15 protein-coding genes are annotated in these 18,555 nt (G+C 58.7%); 3 read left to right on the plus strand and 12 right to left on the minus strand.

What is annotated here, in order from left to right:
- Window positions 1-254 (plus strand): hypothetical protein (locus AC0TOF_RS08370; RefSeq protein ID WP_473767886.1); only part of this gene is annotated, 254 nt, incomplete at its 5' end.
- A gap of 363 nt (window positions 255-617) precedes the next feature.
- Complete coding sequence (locus AC0TOF_RS08375) at window positions 618-2,573, plus strand: M23 family metallopeptidase (RefSeq protein WP_121999995.1); 1,956 nt, start codon at window positions 618-620, stop codon at window positions 2,571-2,573.
- Window positions 2,574-2,609: 36 nt separating this feature from the next.
- Here the strand turns inward: AC0TOF_RS08375 and AC0TOF_RS08380 are convergent, their stop codons facing one another.
- The 7 genes from AC0TOF_RS08380 to AC0TOF_RS08410 form a co-directional block, all read right to left on the minus strand.
- The gene (locus AC0TOF_RS08380) at window positions 2,610-4,070 is read right to left on the minus strand and encodes a L,D-transpeptidase (RefSeq protein ID WP_473767887.1); all 1,461 of its coding nucleotides are present in this window, start codon (window positions 4,068-4,070) and stop codon (window positions 2,610-2,612) included.
- A gap of 303 nt (window positions 4,071-4,373) precedes the next feature.
- Window positions 4,374-6,995 carry an ATP-dependent chaperone ClpB gene (gene clpB / locus AC0TOF_RS08385; protein ID WP_473767888.1) on the minus strand — a complete coding sequence of 874 codons (2,622 nt, stop codon included), beginning with the start codon at window positions 6,993-6,995 and terminating at the stop codon, window positions 4,374-4,376.
- Between the two features lie 197 nt (window positions 6,996-7,192).
- Window positions 7,193-7,978 carry a DUF4167 domain-containing protein gene (locus AC0TOF_RS08390; protein ID WP_473767889.1) on the minus strand — a complete coding sequence of 262 codons (786 nt, stop codon included), beginning with the start codon at window positions 7,976-7,978 and terminating at the stop codon, window positions 7,193-7,195.
- Window positions 7,979-8,372: 394 nt separating this feature from the next.
- Window positions 8,373-9,224 (minus strand): peptide chain release factor N(5)-glutamine methyltransferase, encoded by an 852-nt coding sequence (gene prmC / locus AC0TOF_RS08395; RefSeq protein ID WP_473768110.1) that lies wholly within the window; start codon window positions 9,222-9,224, stop codon window positions 8,373-8,375.
- Window positions 9,225-9,252: 28 nt separating this feature from the next.
- On the minus strand, window positions 9,253-10,326 hold the full coding sequence (prfA, locus tag AC0TOF_RS08400) for a peptide chain release factor 1 (protein ID WP_473767890.1): 1,074 nt from the start codon (window positions 10,324-10,326) through the stop codon (window positions 9,253-9,255).
- 97 nt (window positions 10,327-10,423) lie between these two features.
- Window positions 10,424-12,694 carry a phosphoenolpyruvate--protein phosphotransferase gene (ptsP, locus tag AC0TOF_RS08405; protein ID WP_473767891.1) on the minus strand — a complete coding sequence of 757 codons (2,271 nt, stop codon included), beginning with the start codon at window positions 12,692-12,694 and terminating at the stop codon, window positions 10,424-10,426.
- A 206-nt stretch (window positions 12,695-12,900) separates the two neighbouring features.
- Entirely contained in the window at window positions 12,901-14,172 is a 1,272-nt protein-coding gene (locus AC0TOF_RS08410) for an aspartate kinase (RefSeq protein ID WP_121999988.1), read from the minus strand.
- A 218-nt stretch (window positions 14,173-14,390) separates the two neighbouring features.
- Here AC0TOF_RS08410 and ubiG point away from each other — a divergent pair, with 218 nt between their 5' ends.
- Entirely contained in the window at window positions 14,391-15,137 is a 747-nt protein-coding gene (ubiG, locus tag AC0TOF_RS08415; protein ID WP_121999987.1) for a bifunctional 2-polyprenyl-6-hydroxyphenol methylase/3-demethylubiquinol 3-O-methyltransferase UbiG, read from the plus strand.
- Between the two features lie 61 nt (window positions 15,138-15,198).
- Here ubiG and AC0TOF_RS08420 read toward each other — a convergent pair whose 3' ends face one another.
- From AC0TOF_RS08420 to AC0TOF_RS08440, 5 genes are all read right to left on the minus strand, one after another.
- Window positions 15,199-16,080: a DMT family transporter gene (locus AC0TOF_RS08420; RefSeq protein WP_473767892.1), complete on the minus strand. Its 882-nt coding sequence runs from the start codon at window positions 16,078-16,080 to the stop codon at window positions 15,199-15,201.
- Between the two features lie 22 nt (window positions 16,081-16,102).
- Window positions 16,103-16,528, minus strand: coding sequence for a DUF1178 family protein (locus AC0TOF_RS08425; RefSeq protein ID WP_121999985.1), 426 nt, complete (start codon window positions 16,526-16,528; stop codon window positions 16,103-16,105).
- Window positions 16,529-16,533: 5 nt separating this feature from the next.
- Entirely contained in the window at window positions 16,534-17,388 is an 855-nt protein-coding gene (locus AC0TOF_RS08430) for a carbon-nitrogen hydrolase family protein (RefSeq protein WP_473767893.1), read from the minus strand.
- A gap of 17 nt (window positions 17,389-17,405) precedes the next feature.
- Entirely contained in the window at window positions 17,406-17,672 is a 267-nt protein-coding gene (gene grxC, locus AC0TOF_RS08435) for a glutaredoxin 3 (RefSeq protein WP_121999983.1), read from the minus strand.
- A gap of 87 nt (window positions 17,673-17,759) precedes the next feature.
- Complete coding sequence (locus AC0TOF_RS08440; protein WP_473767894.1) at window positions 17,760-18,548, minus strand: ComF family protein; 789 nt, start codon at window positions 18,546-18,548, stop codon at window positions 17,760-17,762.
- Window positions 18,549-18,555: the final 7 nt, after the last annotated feature.

Raw genomic sequence — 18,555 nt, forward strand, 5'->3', positions numbered from 1 at the left:
CCTGTCAACCACTTTTTTCGAAGAAAATCACAAACTTAATCGAAGCTCTTTTCTTCCTACATCAACAAGACTTCCGTCCCGTCAACGCCGCCAGCCTACTCAAATCAAACATCGCTGCCCAACTCTTTCAACCAACTCCAAGGACGCATCAGCCTGCCGCTTGCGGCGCCGCCGCCCTCGTTGTGGAGGCGTATATAGGGGGGACCTCTCCTATCTGTCAACAGCACCGCGGAAGTTTTTTGATGTTTTTTTGACAGCTTTCCACAAGCTGCCGGATTTCCACGTATACGACTTATATTATAGGCCCCTCATCGCCTCTCCAGCATTTGGGAGGGCCTTAAACCGGCCTTATTGCCCGAATAGCTTCTGCCGGAATTTGATAACCGGCAATCCACACGCCTTGCGGGCGATTGTGGATATCGTGGTCCGGCAGGCTTGTCGTTGACTTACGTTTCTCCGGCAGGCAAAACTCACATACCCTTTTGGGACCCGTTTGGGAGCCTTCCGACAAATGGAAGACACCTTGATACCGGATTGGCGGCTTCTCCGCCTTTCCGACAAACGATTTCAAGCACGTTTTGTGCTGTCAGTTGTAAAGAAGGACCGGCTACAGCGGTATGAAAGAGATGGGGCCGAACAATCTCGATCCGGGTGACGAGCCCCCGCTCAGCGTAGGCGGACGGCGACGGCCTCCGGATCGTCGTGAGGTTTCTGCCCGTTGGCTCGCCGGAACCTTCCTGACTGGCGTGACGTCATGCATGCTGATCGGTGTGGCATTGTTTGCCGCTCTGGATGGCCGTGAACAATTGGCCACCCCGCCTGAAATCCTTGCCCGAAACGACATGCCGGGTGTAGCCGACGACGTTGACGTTACCAAGGGCGGGCGTCTGGTCAGCACCGTCTCCCAGCAAAAGCCGCGCGACCGGCGCCGTTTCGATCTTTCCACGATGCAGAAAGTGGGCGAGCGCGAGGTTATACGGACCCGACCGTTCGAATTTGTCCGCATGGCCCTCGCCGTTGATCATCCGACCAACCGCAAATATCCGGCCTTCGACGCGCTGACCGTATTCTCGGAAGGCCCGGCGGCTCCACAACCCGCCGATGCCGGCCAGATCTACGGCGCAAAGGTCGAAAGCGAAGTCAGCCTGCATGTCGTTGACTTCCCGATGAACAGCACGACTTTCGACGCGTCCAGCGACCTCACCGTCGATGAGGTCGAAAAGGTCGTGCGCGATACCGGCGGCCTCCTGACGGACGGCGACGTGCAGGTCGCCTCGCTTCATTATGTCGACCCCGCCCGTTTTGGCGGCTCGGACTCTCCCTTCGCGCTCGGCCCCGCGCTTGGTGTGAAGATTACGCAGGAAAATGTCAGTGTCGCACAGCGCGGCGATGAAGATACCGTCAGCGAAGGGTTTTCAGAAGAACTGATTCCTTTCCGCCAGACCACCGAAATTACGCAGGCGCTCGAAGATGCAGGCTATACCGGCGACGATGCCGGGAACATGGCCGACTCACTCGCCAAGCTGATGAATTCGCCTCGGTTGAAGGAAGGCAGCGTTCTGCGGGTCGGCACAGAAACCCGTGACGGCGTGGATCGGATCGTGCGCGCGAGCATCTATAACCGCACCACCCATCTGGTGACAGTCGCCCTCAACGACCGCGGTCAATATATACCGTCGGACGAACCGGAACAAACCCCGCTCCTACAGGCGGCTTTCGATGGCAACGCATTGCCAACGGCTATTCGTGGCAACCTGCCCAGTGTCTATGACGGGATCAGCCGGGCGGCGCTGGCCTATGGCATGTCGGAAACGATGCGGGAGCAGCTTATCAAGATGCTTGCAAGCGATGTCGACCTGCAATCACGCCTGTCTCCGAGCGACCAGCTCGACGCATTCTTCTCGCTGCCGGACGATCCGGATAAGCCCGAAGCCGATTCGCAACTCCTCTACGTGGCGGCGAATTTTGGCGGAACGACCCGCAAGTTCTATCGCTATCAGGCTCCGGACGGCAGCGTCGATTACTTCAATGGCGACGGCAAGAGCGCGAAGCAGTTCCTGCTGCGCAATCCCGTTCCCAATGGTGTCTTCCGCTCGCCATTCGGCATGCGCCGCCATCCGATTCTTGGCTATAGCCGCATGCATACCGGCGTGGACTGGGCCGCACCGCGCGGCACGCCAATCATTGCTTCCGGCAATGGTGTTGTGGAAAAGGCAGGCTGGACCAATGGCTACGGTAACCAGACCCTCATTCGCCATGCCAATGGCTATGTGAGCAGCTACAGCCACCAGAACGCGATTGCCCGCGGCGTCACAGCGGGAGCACGCGTGCGGCAGGGACAAGTGATCGGCTATGTGGGATCGACGGGCCTTTCGACTGGACCCCATCTTCACTACGAACTGATTGTGAACGACACCAAGGTCGATCCTCTGCGCATTCGCCTGCCGGACAACAAGGCGCTTTCGGGTAAGGAGCTTGAAGCCTTCAAGCAGGAACGCGACCGCATTGATGCGCTTTTGAACAGCGATGACAACGGCACCAAGCTGGCTTCGAACGGAACGACGAAGAGCTGATAGAAGCCGGGCGGGTGCCCGGCTTTTTCTGCAAACTTATTCGGTAAACTCTACCGTGACGCCAGCCTTCACCAGCTTGGCCAGTTCCTCCGCATCCCAATTGGTCAATCGCACACAGCCATGGCTCGACGTCTTGCCGATTCTCGACGGCTCGGGCGTGCCGTGAATGCCGTAGGTCGGCTTGGAAAGCGCGATCCAGACCGTGCCGACGGGACCGTTCGGGCCGGGCGGAATGGTCAGAACCTTGTCGTTGTTACCCTGTTTGAAGTTGATCTTCGGATTGTAGGTGTAATTGGGGTTGATCGCGATACGCTCGACCTGAACCGTGCCGGACGGTGACGGGTTGTCCGACGAGCCGATGGTCGAGGGATAGGCAACGACAAGCTTACCCGATTCATCGTAACCGCGAACCTGCTTGCGCCCCTTGTCAGCAATGATGCGGGCCACTTTGGTTCGAACCGGCTTGCCGAGATTGGGAACCTTCACGACCGAGCCGGGCTGGTTGAAGTTCACGCCGGGATTGATCTCTTTCAGATAGGCCTCGTCTATATGAAACTTCTCACCCAGCATTTCGGTGACCGATGTATAGGCCATCGCGGGAAGCTGCGCCTTGTGAGCGTAATCTTCCGGGATCGAGGCAACATATTGCCGCCCGATATCTTCGTTGGTGATGGTGTAATCGGTGAAGGCGGGGCCGCCCGTGGCTTCAAGCTCTGCATTGACTGCCGCTTCATCCGTCGGATTGATCGACTTGCCGGTCAGCTCGCCATAGGCAGCTGCTGCCTTGTCGACATTGCTGCCCGAACGGCCGTCGATAACACCGGGTGATGCGCCGGCGCGGTCGAGAAGCACCTGATAGGCTGCAATCTTTGCTTTTGCACCCTGCCCTTTCGGCATTTCGATGGCAGGAGCCATATCGCTCGGATTGGGCACACCGCGCGGCTGCTCATAACCAGGTTGCCCGTAATCCTGCTGGCCGTCATAGCCGGGGTCAACGCTGGCTGAATTGGTATTGTCCGGATACTGATCACCTGCCGGTGGCAGTTCGGAACGCTGTACCTGTCCATCCCGGTTGCCGCGATATTGCGGTGCTGCCGGAGCATCTGGATAATAGTTCGGATCTTCGGGCACATTGCCGAAACCATCATAGGGCGCACCGCCATCGACCGGGCCATCGAGCGTCCAGTTGTCATCCGGCCGCGGCGCGCGGCGAACCCGGCGGTCATAGGCGTTCGGATCATAATTGTTGGCGTCCTCGACACTGAGGATACGTCCGCGACGATCCATGGTAACGCGGCGGCCATACTGGTCGATGAACACCCGCACGCGGCGATCGTGATAGATTTCCTCACCCGGATCATAAAGCTGCGCAAGCTGTACCGGGCGCCCGGCAACCGTTGCGGAACTGCTGTCGTTGGCGCGGGCAGGACCATCGACTGCGGTTGCCGCCAGGCTGGCAAGCAAAGCGAAATGAAGCGTGCGTGTGTAATGCGCCATGAAGAATGCCCTGGGTGATCGAGAGATCATGGATGCCGCGAATATGGTTAATAACTGATTAGCTGATAAAGCAGATGCCAGATGAACTGGACATGAAAATGGCCGAGATCGGCTGAAAACCGGAAAACTTGTCAGGGTTTATATGAAAAAGGCGCCGCAACCTGTCGGGTTGCGACGCCATGGCATTCAACTCATCAGAGCGCGTTTTGATCTGAATGAATCAGATCGGCGCACTAACTTCTTCTATTTCACGCATAATCTTATCGATCCTCGTTTCACTCCGGTCGGATTATGCTCTAACGTTCAGGCGTTCTCGCCAACGGTCTCACCTTCCTCCTCAAGCGCACCGCGAATCGGACGGAAGTTTAGCCTGTCCGAACCGGCGGTAATCTTGACGATGGAACCGTCCAGAATGTCGCCCAGAAGAATGCGCTCGGCCAACGGGTCCTGAACTTCCTTCTGGATGACGCGCTTAAGCGGACGCGCGCCATAGGCCGGGTCGTAACCCTTATTGGCCAGCCATTCACGTGCATCCTCTTCCAGCTGCAGCACGATCTTGCGATCGCTCAGAAGCATCTGGAGACGCTGCATCTGGATATCGACAATCGCACCCATGTCTTCGCGGCGCAGCCGGTGGAACAGGATGATTTCATCGACACGGTTCAGGAATTCCGGACGGAAGGCGGCACGCACCACGCCCATCACTTCCTCGCGCACCGACTCGACATCGTCCTTCTCGCCAAGATTGACGAGATATTCGGCACCGAGGTTGGAGGTCATGATGATGACCGTATTGCGGAAATCGACCGTGCGGCCCTGCCCGTCGGTCAGGCGTCCGTCATCCAGCACCTGCAACAGCACGTTGAACACATCGGGATGCGCCTTTTCGATCTCGTCGAACAGGATCACCTGATAGGGCCTGCGGCGCACGGCTTCCGTCAAAACGCCGCCTTCCTCATAGCCGACATAGCCGGGAGGCGCACCGATCAGCCGGCTCACGGAATGCTTTTCCATGAATTCCGACATGTCGATACGAACCATGGCCGTGTCGTCCTGGAAAAGGAACGAGGCGAGCGCCTTGGTCAGTTCCGTCTTGCCGACGCCTGTGGGGCCGAGGAAGATGAACGAACCGATAGGACGGTTCGGGTCCTGAAGCCCGGCACGCGCACGGCGGACAGCCTTGGATATGGCCTGCACGGCTTCGCCCTGTCCGACGACGCGTTTTGCGAGTTCGTCTTCCATGCGCAGCAGCTTCTCGCGCTCGCCTTCCAGCATCCGGTCGACCGGAATGCCCGTCCAGCGAGAAATGATCTGCGCCACGTGATCAGGCGTAACGGTTTCCTCGAGCAGGGAACCCTTGTTTTCCTGGCTCTCCGCTTCGACAAGCTGCTTTTCCAGCTGCGGAATCTTGCCATAGGCAAGCTCACCCGCCTTCTGGAACTCACCGCTGCGCTGCGCGATGGCGAGAGCGTTGCGTGCCTCTTCAAGCTGGCGCTTGAGATCGGCGGCAAGCCCGAGCTTCTGCTTTTCAGCCTGCCATTTCGAGGTCAGTTCCGCCGATTCCTCTTCCAGATCGGTCAGCTCCTTTTCCAGGCGCTGGAAACGATCCTTGGAAGCAGCGTCGGTTTCAACCTTCAACGCTTCGCGCTCGATCTTCAACTGCATGATGCGACGGTCGATTTCATCCAGCTCTTCCGGCTTGGAATCAACCTGCATGCGCAGACGCGATGCCGCCTCATCGACAAGATCGATTGCCTTGTCCGGCAGGAAGCGGTCGGTGATGTAGCGGTTCGACAGGGTCGCCGCGGCGACCAGAGCCGAATCCGAAACGCGGACCTTGTGATGCTGCTCGTATTTTTCCTTCAGGCCGCGCAGGATCGAAATCGTATCCTCGACTGTCGGTTCATCGACGAATACCGGCTGAAAGCGGCGGGCAAGCGCTGCATCCTTCTCGACATATTTGCGGTATTCTTCCAGCGTCGTCGCGCCGACGCAATGCAGTTCGCCACGCGCAAGGGCAGGCTTCAACAGGTTCGATGCATCCATCGCGCCATCGGACTTGCCTGCACCGACGAGCGTATGCATTTCATCGATGAACAGGATGATCTGTCCGGCAGCCGTCTGCACTTCCGAAAGCACTGCTTTCAGACGTTCCTCAAACTCGCCGCGATATTTGGCACCGGCAATCAGCGCGCCCATGTCGAGCGCCATCAACTGCTTGTCCTTCAGCGATTCCGGCACGTCGCCATTGACGATGCGCAGCGCCAGACCTTCCGCGATTGCGGTCTTGCCAACGCCCGGCTCGCCGATCAGAACCGGATTGTTCTTGGTGCGGCGCGACAGAACCTGGATCGTGCGGCGAATTTCCTCGTCGCGGCCGATCACCGGGTCGAGCTTGCCCGAGCGCGCATCCTCGGTCAGATCGCGGGCATATTTCTTCAACGCATCATAATTGCTTTCAGCAGACGCCGAATCGGCGGTGCGGCCTTTGCGCATGTCGTTTATGACCTTGTTGAGCGCCGTCGGCGTCACACCGGCAGCGGAAAGAATTTCAGACGTCTTTGCGGATTTTTCCATCGCCAGCGCCGTCAGGAGGCGCTCGACGGTGACGAAACTGTCACCCGCCTTGCTGGCAAGCTCCTCGGCAAGCGAGAAGACCTTGGCAAGCGGCTGCGAAAGATAAAGCTGATCGTTGCCGCCCGACACTTTGGGCAGCTTTTCGAGCGCGGTCTGCAAGCCGATGCGCACATCGGCAATCCGTCCGCCTGCACGCTCGATCAGAGACGAGGCAAGTCCCTCATCGTCATCGACGAGAACCTTCAGCACGTGCTCAGGCGTAAACTGCTGGTTGCCGGACGACAGCGCGAATGTCTGTGCAGACTGAATGAAACCGCGAACGCGTTCCGTGTATTTTTCGATATTCATGATGTCTCCTTTGCCTTCCGGCCCGTCATGCGGCACCAGAAGATGTATGGTGACGAAGCCCCCACAAATGGGCGAGCTTCTTTCCAAGACAGCATATGGGACGAGGCCTGGGTTTCGGCAAGGGTTACAGGCACTTGGCTAACCAAATAAAAATGGCGCGGAAACCGCGCCATTTTGAATTCAATCCGAAGAAGCAATCAAGCGTCGGAATTCGCCGTTTCCGTTACCGGCGTTTCGTCACCGCTATCCTTTGCGGCACGGCGCGGACGGCCCGGGCGGCGCGTGGCGCGGCGCGGTGCTGCTTCTTCTGCGGGCGCTGCGTCGGCAGCAGGAGCGACCTCGGCGACAGCCGGCGCTGCCTGCTCGGCAACAGCTTCAACCGGAGCCGGAGCCTCTTCAGCCGCTGGCTGAGCCTGCTTTTCCTGCGATTGTTCATCGGAACGTTCGTCGGCGTTGAAGCGCTCACGCTGCGGACGGCGACCACGACCGAGACGACGGTCGCGATTGTCGCGTTCACGCGGCTGCTGGCGACCTTCGCCGGACTTTACCGGTTCGCCGTTCTCTTCACCGTAGACAACTTCGGCTGGCGTGCCTTCGATAACCGGCTGCGGGCCGGAACCGTTGACGGGCTGCTGCACGGCGGCAGGCGTGAAACCTGCTTCCTCATCATCCGCGCCGTCATCGTCGAAGGTTTCTTCGCGCTGGAACGGCACCGGATTCTGCGCCATGGCAGCCATGATGATGCGATTGTAATGTTCAGCGTGCTGAAGATAGTTTTCTGCCATCACGCGATCGCCAGATGCCTGTGCGTCGCGGGCAAGTGCCGAGTATTTTTCTGCAATATGTTGCGCATTGCCGCGGATTTTCACATCCGGGCCATTGCTTTCATAGTTGCGCGACAGAGGATTGGGGCCCTTGCGGTTGTTGTTGTTATTGTTATTCCCCCGTCCGCGCATGCGCCTGTTCTGCTGTGCTGGCCTCATATTCATCTCTTTTCAGATTAAAGGGCGTAGAAACTCCACAGCCAAAAAAGCTGCCGGTTTCACGCTATCGAGCCATGGAGGAAGTACGCCCTAAAAACTTCCCACAAATCGACTGCTCCTGAGTTAGGTGCGCCTTTTGAAAGTCACCGAAACTCCGCGGTTGCATTAATGCATAACCATTCCGAAAAGCTTTGCTCTTCGAGATTATGCTTGAAAGTCGTGTACTTCCGCACAAGCCATCCCCAAAGAACCCTCCAGGGAGCATGACCAAAAATCGTCATGGAGCATTTCCGCCACCGCCCATCAGCGGGCAAAACCATTCTGGCTGTATACGGTGGCCGGAAACTAAACGGCTTCGCCGCAAATTCCAAGTGTTTTTTAGCGGTTGGCCGCATCAAAATTGCGTAAGCGATTTGTGCTCGAAAAGCATGGCCCTTCTGTGGCCGCCAAGATCACTTGCATATCCTGCGAGTGAAAAACCTGCGCTTTCGAACAGCGCTTCAACATCCTGGAATTGTCCGGCGCCGATCTCTACGGCAACCATTCCTTCCTTATATAGGTGATCTGCCGCCTTCTGTGCAAGGGCCCGGTAAAAATTCAATCCGTCGGCGCCGCCATCGAGCGCTGCAAGCGGATCATGTTCACGCACTTCACGCGACAGTCCCGCAATGTCGTCATGCGGAATATAGGGCGGATTTGAGACGATAAGATGAAACCGCCCGCTCACATTCTGGAACCAGTCGCTTTTAAGCGCGGCAAATCGGTCGCCCATCCCATTGGCAACAGCATTGATTCGCGCCATTGCCAGCGCGCCTTCCGCCATATCGAGACCGACGCCATGCGCGCGCTCGAAGCGGTGCAGAAGCGAGATGATGATCGCGCCCGTTCCGGTTCCCATGTCGAGGAGCTCCAGCGTACCCTGCTCCTCCGCAAGCACTTCCAGTGCCGGAATGACCAGCTCCACCAGCGCTTCCGTATCGGGACGCGGTTCCAGCGTCTCAGCGGAAAGCCGGAAAGGCAGGCCGAAAAACTCGCGCACGCCCATGATCCGATGAACGGGCTCGCCCTTTGCGCGCCGATCCAGCGCGTCGGAAAGCGTCGCAATGGCGGTGGCATCCACCAGTTGCTCAGGCGCGGATATCAGATCGAGCCGCGTCTTGCCCGTCGCCCACTCGACCAGAAGCCGCGCGTCGATGTCCGGTGTGTCGAGGCCCGCCGCACGAAGCCTTGTCCGGGCATCGGCCATCAGCCGGTCGAGGCGAATCTCACTCACCTTACTGGCCCAGTTCGGTAAGAAGTGCAGTCTGGTGATCGGAAATCAGCGCATCGACCAGTTCATCCAGATCGCCTTCCATGACCCTGTCGAGCTTGTAGAGCGTCAGGTTGATGCGGTGATCGGTAACGCGGCCCTGCGGGAAATTATAGGTGCGGATACGCTCGGAGCGATCGCCCGAACCGACCTGGCTGCGCCGCGATTCCGACCGTTCGGATTCAGCCTTCTGGCGCTCCATGTCATAAAGGCGTGCGCGCAATATCTGCATGGCGCGAGCGCGGTTCTGGTGCTGCGATTTTTCAGCCTGCACCACCATGATCCCGGTCGGAATATGCGTAATGCGCACTGCCGAGTCGGTCGTGTTGACGTGCTGGCCGCCCGCACCTGATGCACGCATCGTATCGATACGGATATCCTCGTTGCGGATTTCGATATCGATATCTTCCGCTTCCGGCAAAACCGCGACCGTCGCGGCTGAGGTATGGATGCGCCCGCCAGCTTCCGTTTCAGGCACGCGCTGCACGCGGTGCACGCCTGATTCGAACTTGAGCTTGGAGAACACGCCCTTGCCCGAAACAGTAGCAATGATTTCCTTGTAGCCACCGGCATCGCCTTCGCTGGCCGAGACCAGCTCGACCCGCCAGCCCTTTTCGGCGGCATAGCGCTCATACATGCGGAACAGGTCGCCAGCGAAGAGCGCGGCTTCCAGACCGCCGGTACCGGCGCGAATTTCGAGAATGGCGTTCTTCTCGTCGGCAGCATCCTTGGGCAGCAGCAGAATCTGGACTTCCTGCTCCAATGCCTCGATGCGCTTTTCGACTTCCGGCAGCTCTTCCAGCGCCAGCGCGCGCATCTCTGCATCCGTGGCCGTATCGTCGCGCATCGCCGCCAGATCGACCGCTTCCCGGCGGGCGTCGGTCAGTTCGCGAATTTTGCCAACCACCTCCTGCAATTCGGAATATTCCGATGCAAGCTTCACATAGGTTTCCGAATCCGGATTGTTGGCCATCTGGCTTTCGATCATGGAGAACCGCTTCAAGAGCTGGTCCATCCGATCCTGCGGCAATGCGATCATATCATGTCCTAAATAGTGTAAGCGGCGTGCAGGAATGCAAAACCGGACGCCGCGCAAATCCTGCACCGCGACCGTTTAGTCAGATCAATCTGCTTCGCTATAACGGAATATCGTTGTCTTCGGCAAATCTCATCAGCAGTTCACGCAGCGAATGCGCGCTGTTGGGCTTGTCCAGTTCTTCCGCGAGCAAAGCGGTGAGCTTGCCCGCATCCAGCGCATCGAGCATGGCCTTGACCGGCCCGATCGCCGCCGCCGACATCGAAATCGACCGGAACCCGATACCGACCAGCGCCATGGCGGGAAGCGGCCTGCTGGCCATTTCACCGCACAGGGTTATCGGCTTGCCATGACGGTTGCCGGTCTCGACGATGTGGCGCAGCGCCCGCAGGAATGCGGGCGAAAGCTGGTCGAAGCGGCCAGACATCAGCGAGTTGCCGCGATCCGTCGCCATCAGGAACTGGAACAGATCGTTCGAGCCGACGGAAATGAAATCGACGAGCGACACCAGCTCCTCAAGCTGCCAGAGCAGCGAGGGCACCTCGACCATCGCCCCGAGCTTCAGGCACATCGGCAACTGATGAGCAAAGCGCGACAGGTGACGGACTTCACGATCGATAATCTCGCGCGCGGCCTTCACCTCGCTTACTTCCGTGATCATCGGCAGCAGGATTTTCAGCTCGCGGCCGCCCGCCGCCTTCAAAAGCGCCCTGATCTGGGTGCGCAGCAGCCCCGGACGATCAAGCGTCAGGCGAATGGCGCGCCAGCCGAGCGCCGGATTTTCTTCCTGCACGGTCGAGCTGAAATAGGGAAGAACCTTGTCTCCGCCGATATCCAGCGTGCGGAAAGTCACCGGCTTGTCGCCTGCCGCCTCGATGACGGAGCGATAGAGGCGTTCCTGCTGTTCGGCTCGCGGGAAAGTGGAAGCCACCATGAACTGAAGCTCGGTGCGGAACAGGCCGATACCCGCCGCACCCGACGCCGACAACTGCGGCAGATCGACGAGAAGCCCCGCATTCATCAGGAGCGAGATGCCGACGCCGTCCCTGGTGACGGATGGCTTGTCCCGCAATTCGCGGTAATGGGCCTGCCGCCGCGCCCGGAAGCGAACCTTTTCGGCATAAGCCGTCTCCAGATCGGCCTGCGGGCGCAGATGCATGATGCCTTCGTCGCCGTCGACAATGGCCGCATCATTGTTTTCAGCCATGGAGACGATGCCCTTGGCCTGACCGACCACCGGAATGCCCATGGCGCGGGCGACGATCACCACATGGCTCGTGGCCGCGCCATCTTCCAGAACAACCCCGCGCAAGCGCTCGCGCGGATAATCCAGAAGCTCGGCTGCCCCCATGGAACGAGCGACAATGATCGCGTCCTTTAGCAACGATTCGGCGATGGTCTTGATGTCGCGCCCCATCAACTGGCGCAGCAGGCGGTTTGCGAGGTCGTCAAAATCCGACAGGCGTTCGCGCATATAGGGATCGGTCAGATGCACCATGCGCGCGCGCGTGTCGCTTTGTACTTTTTCGACTGCGGCCTCGGCGGTCAGCCCGTTGCGAATGGCTTCTTCCAGCCGCCGGACCCAACCGCGATCATGGGCAAACATGCGATAGGCTTCCAGCACTTCGCGATGTTCACCCTCCACGGCCACATCGCGGCGCGACAGCATGTCATCGATGGATATGCGCAAGGAACCGAGCGCCTCGTCCAGCCGGTTGAGTTCGGCCTGGCTGTCCTCATTGAAAAGATTGGTGACGACAATGCGCGGTTCGTGCAGAACCACGTGGCCGAGACCAATCCCCTCATTGAAAGCCTGGCCTGTCACGCTCATCGGACGACCGAGATCAAGCTCTATGCCCGGACGGGCCAGACGCAGCCCGTCACCGGAGGCAATGATTTCGGCAAGAACCATGGCGGTGGTTTCAAGTGCTTCGACCTCGTCTTCCCGATAGGCACGCTTGGTCTTGTTTTGCACGACAAGAACGCCCAAAGTGCGGCCAGCGCGCAGGACGGGAACGCCAAGGAAGGAATTATAGGCTTCTTCGCCCGTTTCCGGCAGATAGGCGAAGGCCGGGTGGCTTTGCGCATCGGTCAGGTTGAGCGGACGGGCACTTGCGGCAATCGTGCCGACCAGACCCTGGCCGAGGCGAAGCTGCGCCAGGTGAACAGCCTGCGGATTAAGGCCTTCGGTCGCATAGAGTTCGAGAACGCCATCAGCGCGCAATATATAGAAGGAGCAGACTTCCGCGACCATGTTCTGCGCGATTTCACGAACGATCCGGTCGAGGCGCGCCTGCGGTTCCAGCGGCTCCGCCATCAATTCGCGCAACCGCTTGAGCAGTACGCGGGGACCGGTTGTCAGCTCACGCATGATCGTCGGGGGCTCCTTTCAGATTGCTGGCATGCACTCGCCAGCCGATTCCCATTACCCGCCAGCGAAGCGTTACGCCAATTCCTTTGTGAGCATTTTTGACACCCACGTCCAGAACAAATAGTCGCGCCTCGCAAAATGTTGCAGTGCCGCGCAACCCTTCGGCTACGCGGCACTGCCTTAAGAACCGAATGTGAACCGGCTGATTACTTGTCGAGACCATAGACCGCGTGCAGCGTGCGCACGGCCAGTTCTGCATAAGGACCGTCGATCAGGATCGAAATCTTGATTTCAGATGTCGTGATCGCGCGGATATTGATGCCTTTCTCGGCCAGCGCCTTGAAGGCGGTGGCGGCAACGCCTGCATGGCTGCGCATGCCGATGCCGATGACGGAAATCTTGGCAAGGCCGGTTTCCGACTGGATATTGTCAAAGCCGATCTCGCCCTTGACCTTGTCCAGCACCTTCAGCGCCTTGTCGATGTCGCCCGTCGGAATGGTGAAGGTCATGTCGGTCTTGGAGCCGTCTTCCGACACGTTCTGCACGATCATGTCGACATTGATGTACTCTTCGGCGAGCGGCCCGAAAATGGCTGCCGAAACGCCCGGCCGGTCGGCCACGCGCCGCAGCGAAATCTGAGCTTCATCCTTCGCAAAGGCGATACCTGTGACGACCTGCTGTTCCACGATTTCATCCTCGTCGCAAATAAGGGTTCCGGGCGGATTGATCGGATCACCCATGCCCGGCGCATCTGGGTCCGTAAAGCTCGAGCGCACGAAGGTGCGCACCTTGTGCACCATGGCCAGTTCGACCGAGCGCACCTGTAGAACCTTGGCGCCAAGCGAGGCCATTTCCAGCATTTCCTCGAAGGAAATCTTCGAAAGACGCTTTGCCTTCGGCTCCACACGCGGGTCTGTGGTGTAGACGCCATCGACATCCGTATAAATATCGCAGCGATCGGCCTTCACGCCGGCAGCAATGGCGACAGCCGACGTATCCGAACCGCCGCGCCCGAGCGTTGCAACACGATTGTCGGGGCCGATGCCCTGGAATCCGGCGACGACGGCAACCTGGCCCATTTCCATGCGGCGGATGATTTCCGAGCCGTCAATCTCCTGAATACGGGCCGCGCCATGCGCGTTGTCGGTCTTGATCGGAATCTGCCAGCCCTGCCACGAACGCGCATCGACGCCGATGGACTGAAGCGCAATCGCCAGAAGGCCGCTCGTCACCTGCTCGCCGGAAGCGACGATGGTGTCATATTCGCGGGCATCATAGAACGGCGAGCTCGCGCCGCAGACTTTCGGCATATTCTGCACCCAGCCGACCAGTTCGTTGGTCTTGCCGGACATGGCCGAAACGACGACGGCAACCTGATTGCCCGCCTCGACCTCGCGTTTGACGTGGCGCGCCACATTATAGATGCGTTCCAGATCGGCCACCGAGGTGCCGCCGAATTTCATCACGATGCGCGCCATTTAAGGTTACGTCCCGCTGTTTAGAAAAATTACACTCTTACCCGCCCAAACCTTATATTGTTGCGACAGGCAAACCCGGGGTCACATAGCTAAAATACGGTAGTTCCGCAAGGCCGTGATTCGTATCGGGCCGCTCGAGAGCGAAATTGATTTGTTCCTTGACTTTGGAGTACTACCTTGAGAGCAGGACCTGCACGCTTCCGCCGCTGGAGAATGAAATGACCGAGACAGCCCGCACCACCATCGACGCTTCGGAAATCGAGCATTTTTCGCGCATTGCTGCGGAATGGTGGAATCCGCAGGGCAAGTTTCGCCCCTTGCATAAGTTCAACCCGACGCGGCTTGCCTATATCAAGGAAAAGATCTGCGCCAAGTTCAACCGCGATCCCAATACGCCGCGCCCCTTCGAGGGCCTGCGCCTGCTCGATATCGGCTGCGGCGGCGGGCTTCTCTGCGAGCCGATGGCGCGGCTCGGCGCCACCGTGATCGGAGCAGATGCCTCCACCACGAACATTGAGGTGGCGAAAATCCACGCGGCACAAAGCGGCGTCGAAGTCGACTACCGCGCCACGACCGCGGAAGCGCTGGCTGAAGCCGGGGAAAAATTCGATGTAGTACTGAACATGGAAGTGGTCGAGCATGTTTCCGATGTCGACCTGTTCATGTCGGCAACCAGCGAAATGGTAAAGCCCGGCGGGTTGATGTTCGTCGCCACCATCAACCGCACGCTGAAAGCCTATGGCCTCGCCATTATCGGCGCGGAATATGTGCTGCGCTGGCTGCCGCGCGGCACGCACCAATATGAGAAACTGGTGCGCCCGGAAGAGCTGGAAACAGCTCTTGCGAAAGGCGGCCTGCGGCTCATCGACAAGCTTGGCGTGACCTATAATCCGCTGGCCGATAGCTGGAGCCGCTCCCGCGATACCGATGTGAACTACATGGTTCTGGCCGAACGTCCGGCCTGATCAGAGCACATCCCGAAAAGTGTAAAACGGTTTTCGGACAAGATGTGCGTAAAACGAGCGCTCAGCCTCTTTGCGCGCGCGTTGTCATGGCAACGCCTGCGCAAATGACCAGCGCACCGATCCAGGTCAGCGGCGGATAGTGTTCGCCCAGGAACAGGGTTCCTGAGATAAGGCCCAGTGCCGCCGCGACATAGCCGATCTGGCTAAGATAAACCGGACCGCCGACCGCCTGCAGCCGGAAGAACAGCGCGAACATGCCCGCCGATGCAATCGACTGGGCCAAAGCAGCCCACGGGGCGAATGCAAGCGATTCAATCGGAAACTGGCCGGTAAACAGAATTATTCCCGCGAAAAGCATCAATGCCGATGCGAGATGGCTTCCCGCTGCAAGCTCGGTCGGATCGGAGTTTTTCGGCCAGTCGAGCGTGCGATAGACGTTCCCCATGGCCAGAAATACCGGAATGAGCAATGCCGCAGCGATCCACAGGGGATCGGCTGGCTTTCCCACTTCACCGCGCGTCATCGCCACCATCACCGCACCGATAAAGCCCATGGCTATACCGCCGATCCCCAGCGCATTGGGACGCCGCAGGCCAAACCCCATCGACAGAACGAGTGTGATAACCGGCGACAGCGTATACATGATGCCGGTAAAACCCGCGCCAAGGCGCGGAATGGCGGAAAGAATGAGCAGGTTGGGCAGGGCATAGGAGATGAAGGCGGTGCAGATATAATAACGCAGCCGCCCGCCTGAAAAGCCGATCTTCTTTCCCTGCAAACGAAGAACGGCGAACAGAATAATTCCGGCACTTGCCGAGAACAGGAAGGTCCAGATCGCGGGCGGAATACCCGCCTGCGCCGCGATCTTGCCAAGCGGCAGAATGAGCCCCAGCAAGGTGCCGGTTGCGATCAGCAAAAAAGGCGCCGAATCCATCAGTTTCATGCGCCTCGTCTCCGTGCGGCAATCAGTTCTTGTCTTCCGGGAATACCGGCAGCGGCAGAACGTCGACACCGTCTTCAAGCAGCGAATGCACATCTTCGCGCGATGCTTCGCCGTAGATGCCACGTGTTTCGGTTTCGCCGAAATGGATCTTCCGGGCTTCCTCAGCAAATTTATCGCCGACATAATCCGCATTCTCGCGAACCTTGCGGCTCAATTCCCGCATCTCGTCCAATATCTGCTTTTGCTTGTCACCCAACGCCATGGCAATCTTTTCCTTGCTGCGGCTTGTCGAAACAGCCGGCGCCATCAACGATTTCTGGACAGCTTGCGAATCGCATACCGGGCACGCGACGAGCTTCATTCCCGACTGACGGTCGAAATCGGCATTGTCGCGAAACCAGCCCTCGAATTCATGGCCCTGATCGCAATGGAGCGAAAAGCGGATCATGGAATTTACACATCCTCTTTCTGTTTCGCGGAAACGATGCTGACGTCAAATTCCCGCGCATTCTTCAGGTTCGGTATCTTGGCGCGTGCAGCCGCGCTTTCCATCACGTCGATGTCGGCCAGGATTACACCGGGCTCGCTATGGTCGGCTTCGGCAAGAATTTTGCCCCATGGCGACACGATGATCGAATGGCCATAGGTCTCGCGTCCATCCTCATGCAGACCGCCCTGCGCAGCAGAAATCAGGAATGCACCATTCTCGATGGCGCGCGCACGCTGCAAAATATGCCAGTGGGCTTCGCCAGTCTGTTTGGTGAAGGCAGCCGGACCGGTGATCACATTGGCGCCCGCCAGCGCCTGCGCGCGGAACAATTGCGGAAAACGGATATCGTAGCAGATCGCCATGCCAATATTTGCAAAAGGCAGTTCTGCGATAACGGTATTCCTGCCTGGCTCATAGGTCGCTGATTCGCGCCAGCTTTCGCCATTATCCAGATCGACGTCGAACATATGGATCTTGTCATAGGTGACGAGCTTCTCGCCGGCAGGCGTGAAAATTCCCGCGCGATTGGCGATCTTGCCATCCCCGGCATCAATGGCCGTCGAACCGATGTGCAGGAAGATGCCATGCTTCGCCGCCAATGCCGAAGCCGCCCTGAAAACAAGGTCGTTTGCTTCATCGCGAAGGCTCGCCTTGAAGGCAATCCGATCACGCATCATCGCGCCGGTCATTTCCGGCGTCTGCACATAGGCCGCGCCCTTCGCTGCCGCCTCGGCCACGAATTTTTCGAGGGTTTCGACGTTGCGGACAACGTCGGTACCCGAACGCATCTGTATTGCAGCAGCGCGAAATGTGCTCATCGGTTTTTCCTACAACCTTAGTTCAGTTGACCAGTCTTGAGCAGGCCATCGAGTTTCCCCTGATCTTCCAGCGCGTGAAGATCGTCGCAACCGCCAACGTGAACGGACCCGACGAAAATCTGCGGGAAAGTATTGCGGCCCGAACGCTGCTGCATTTCAGCACGCAATTCCGGAGTTGCTCCGGCATTGATTTCATTGAACTCCACGCCCTTGCGGGTCAGCAATTCCTTGGCCCTGGTGCAATAAGGGCAACCGGGGCGCGTGTAGATGGTAACGTCAACCATGAAAAACTCCATTCTTTGCCCCCTATATAAGCGGCAAAGCTGCTATCTGGAAGTCCCGAAGCTTTTCACGAGCCTGTGTTGCGAGGCTTAATCGGGCAGAACACGGCTGAAAGTCAGCACATCAACGCTTCTCGCGCCGCCACGCAGCAAGGCGCGTGTCACCGCCTTGACCGTTGCGCCGGTGGTGTAGACGTCATCGATCAGCAAAACCCGACGCCCGCGAACATGAATCTCATGTTCCTGCGGTACACGGAAAGCGCCGTCCACATTGCGCTTTCGCTCCTTGATGCCAAGGCCGATCTGCTGCTCGGTCCGGCGCACACGCTTCACGCCTTGCGGTGCAAAAGGTTTCCGCTCCAGTTTCGCGAGCGCGCGGGCAAGTTCCGCCGACTGGTTGAAACGGCGCTGCCAGAAACGCCAGCGATGCAAAGGCACAGGCAGGATCACATCGCATTCATCCAGCAATTCGCGCCCCGCACGCTGCATCCAGCGCGCCATCCACGGTGCCAGATCGGTCCGGTCGTGAAACTTGAGCGAAACCGCCATGCGCTGTGCCGCTCCACGATGCAGGACAGCCGAGCGAAGGCGTTGGAAAGGCGGCGGATCGGCGATCGCCTCCGCACTCATGAAATTCTCCCCGAAATCATGACTGAACGGTATGCCAAGCACGGGACAATAGGGCTTTTCTATAAAGCGCAGTTCCGGCCAACACTTGGAACATAGCGTTCCCGGCTCGGACACATGCATGCGGCAGCCGATGCATGTCGGCGGAAACAACATGTCAGCCGACGAGCGAACGGCTGTTCCGGCCAGCCGCCGAAGCTTTTCGCCCGCATTGCGCAAAAAGGTTTGATGCGTTCTATCGTCATCTGCCATTGCATTC

Source organism: Ochrobactrum sp. PL_is501 (assembly GCF_055816895.1).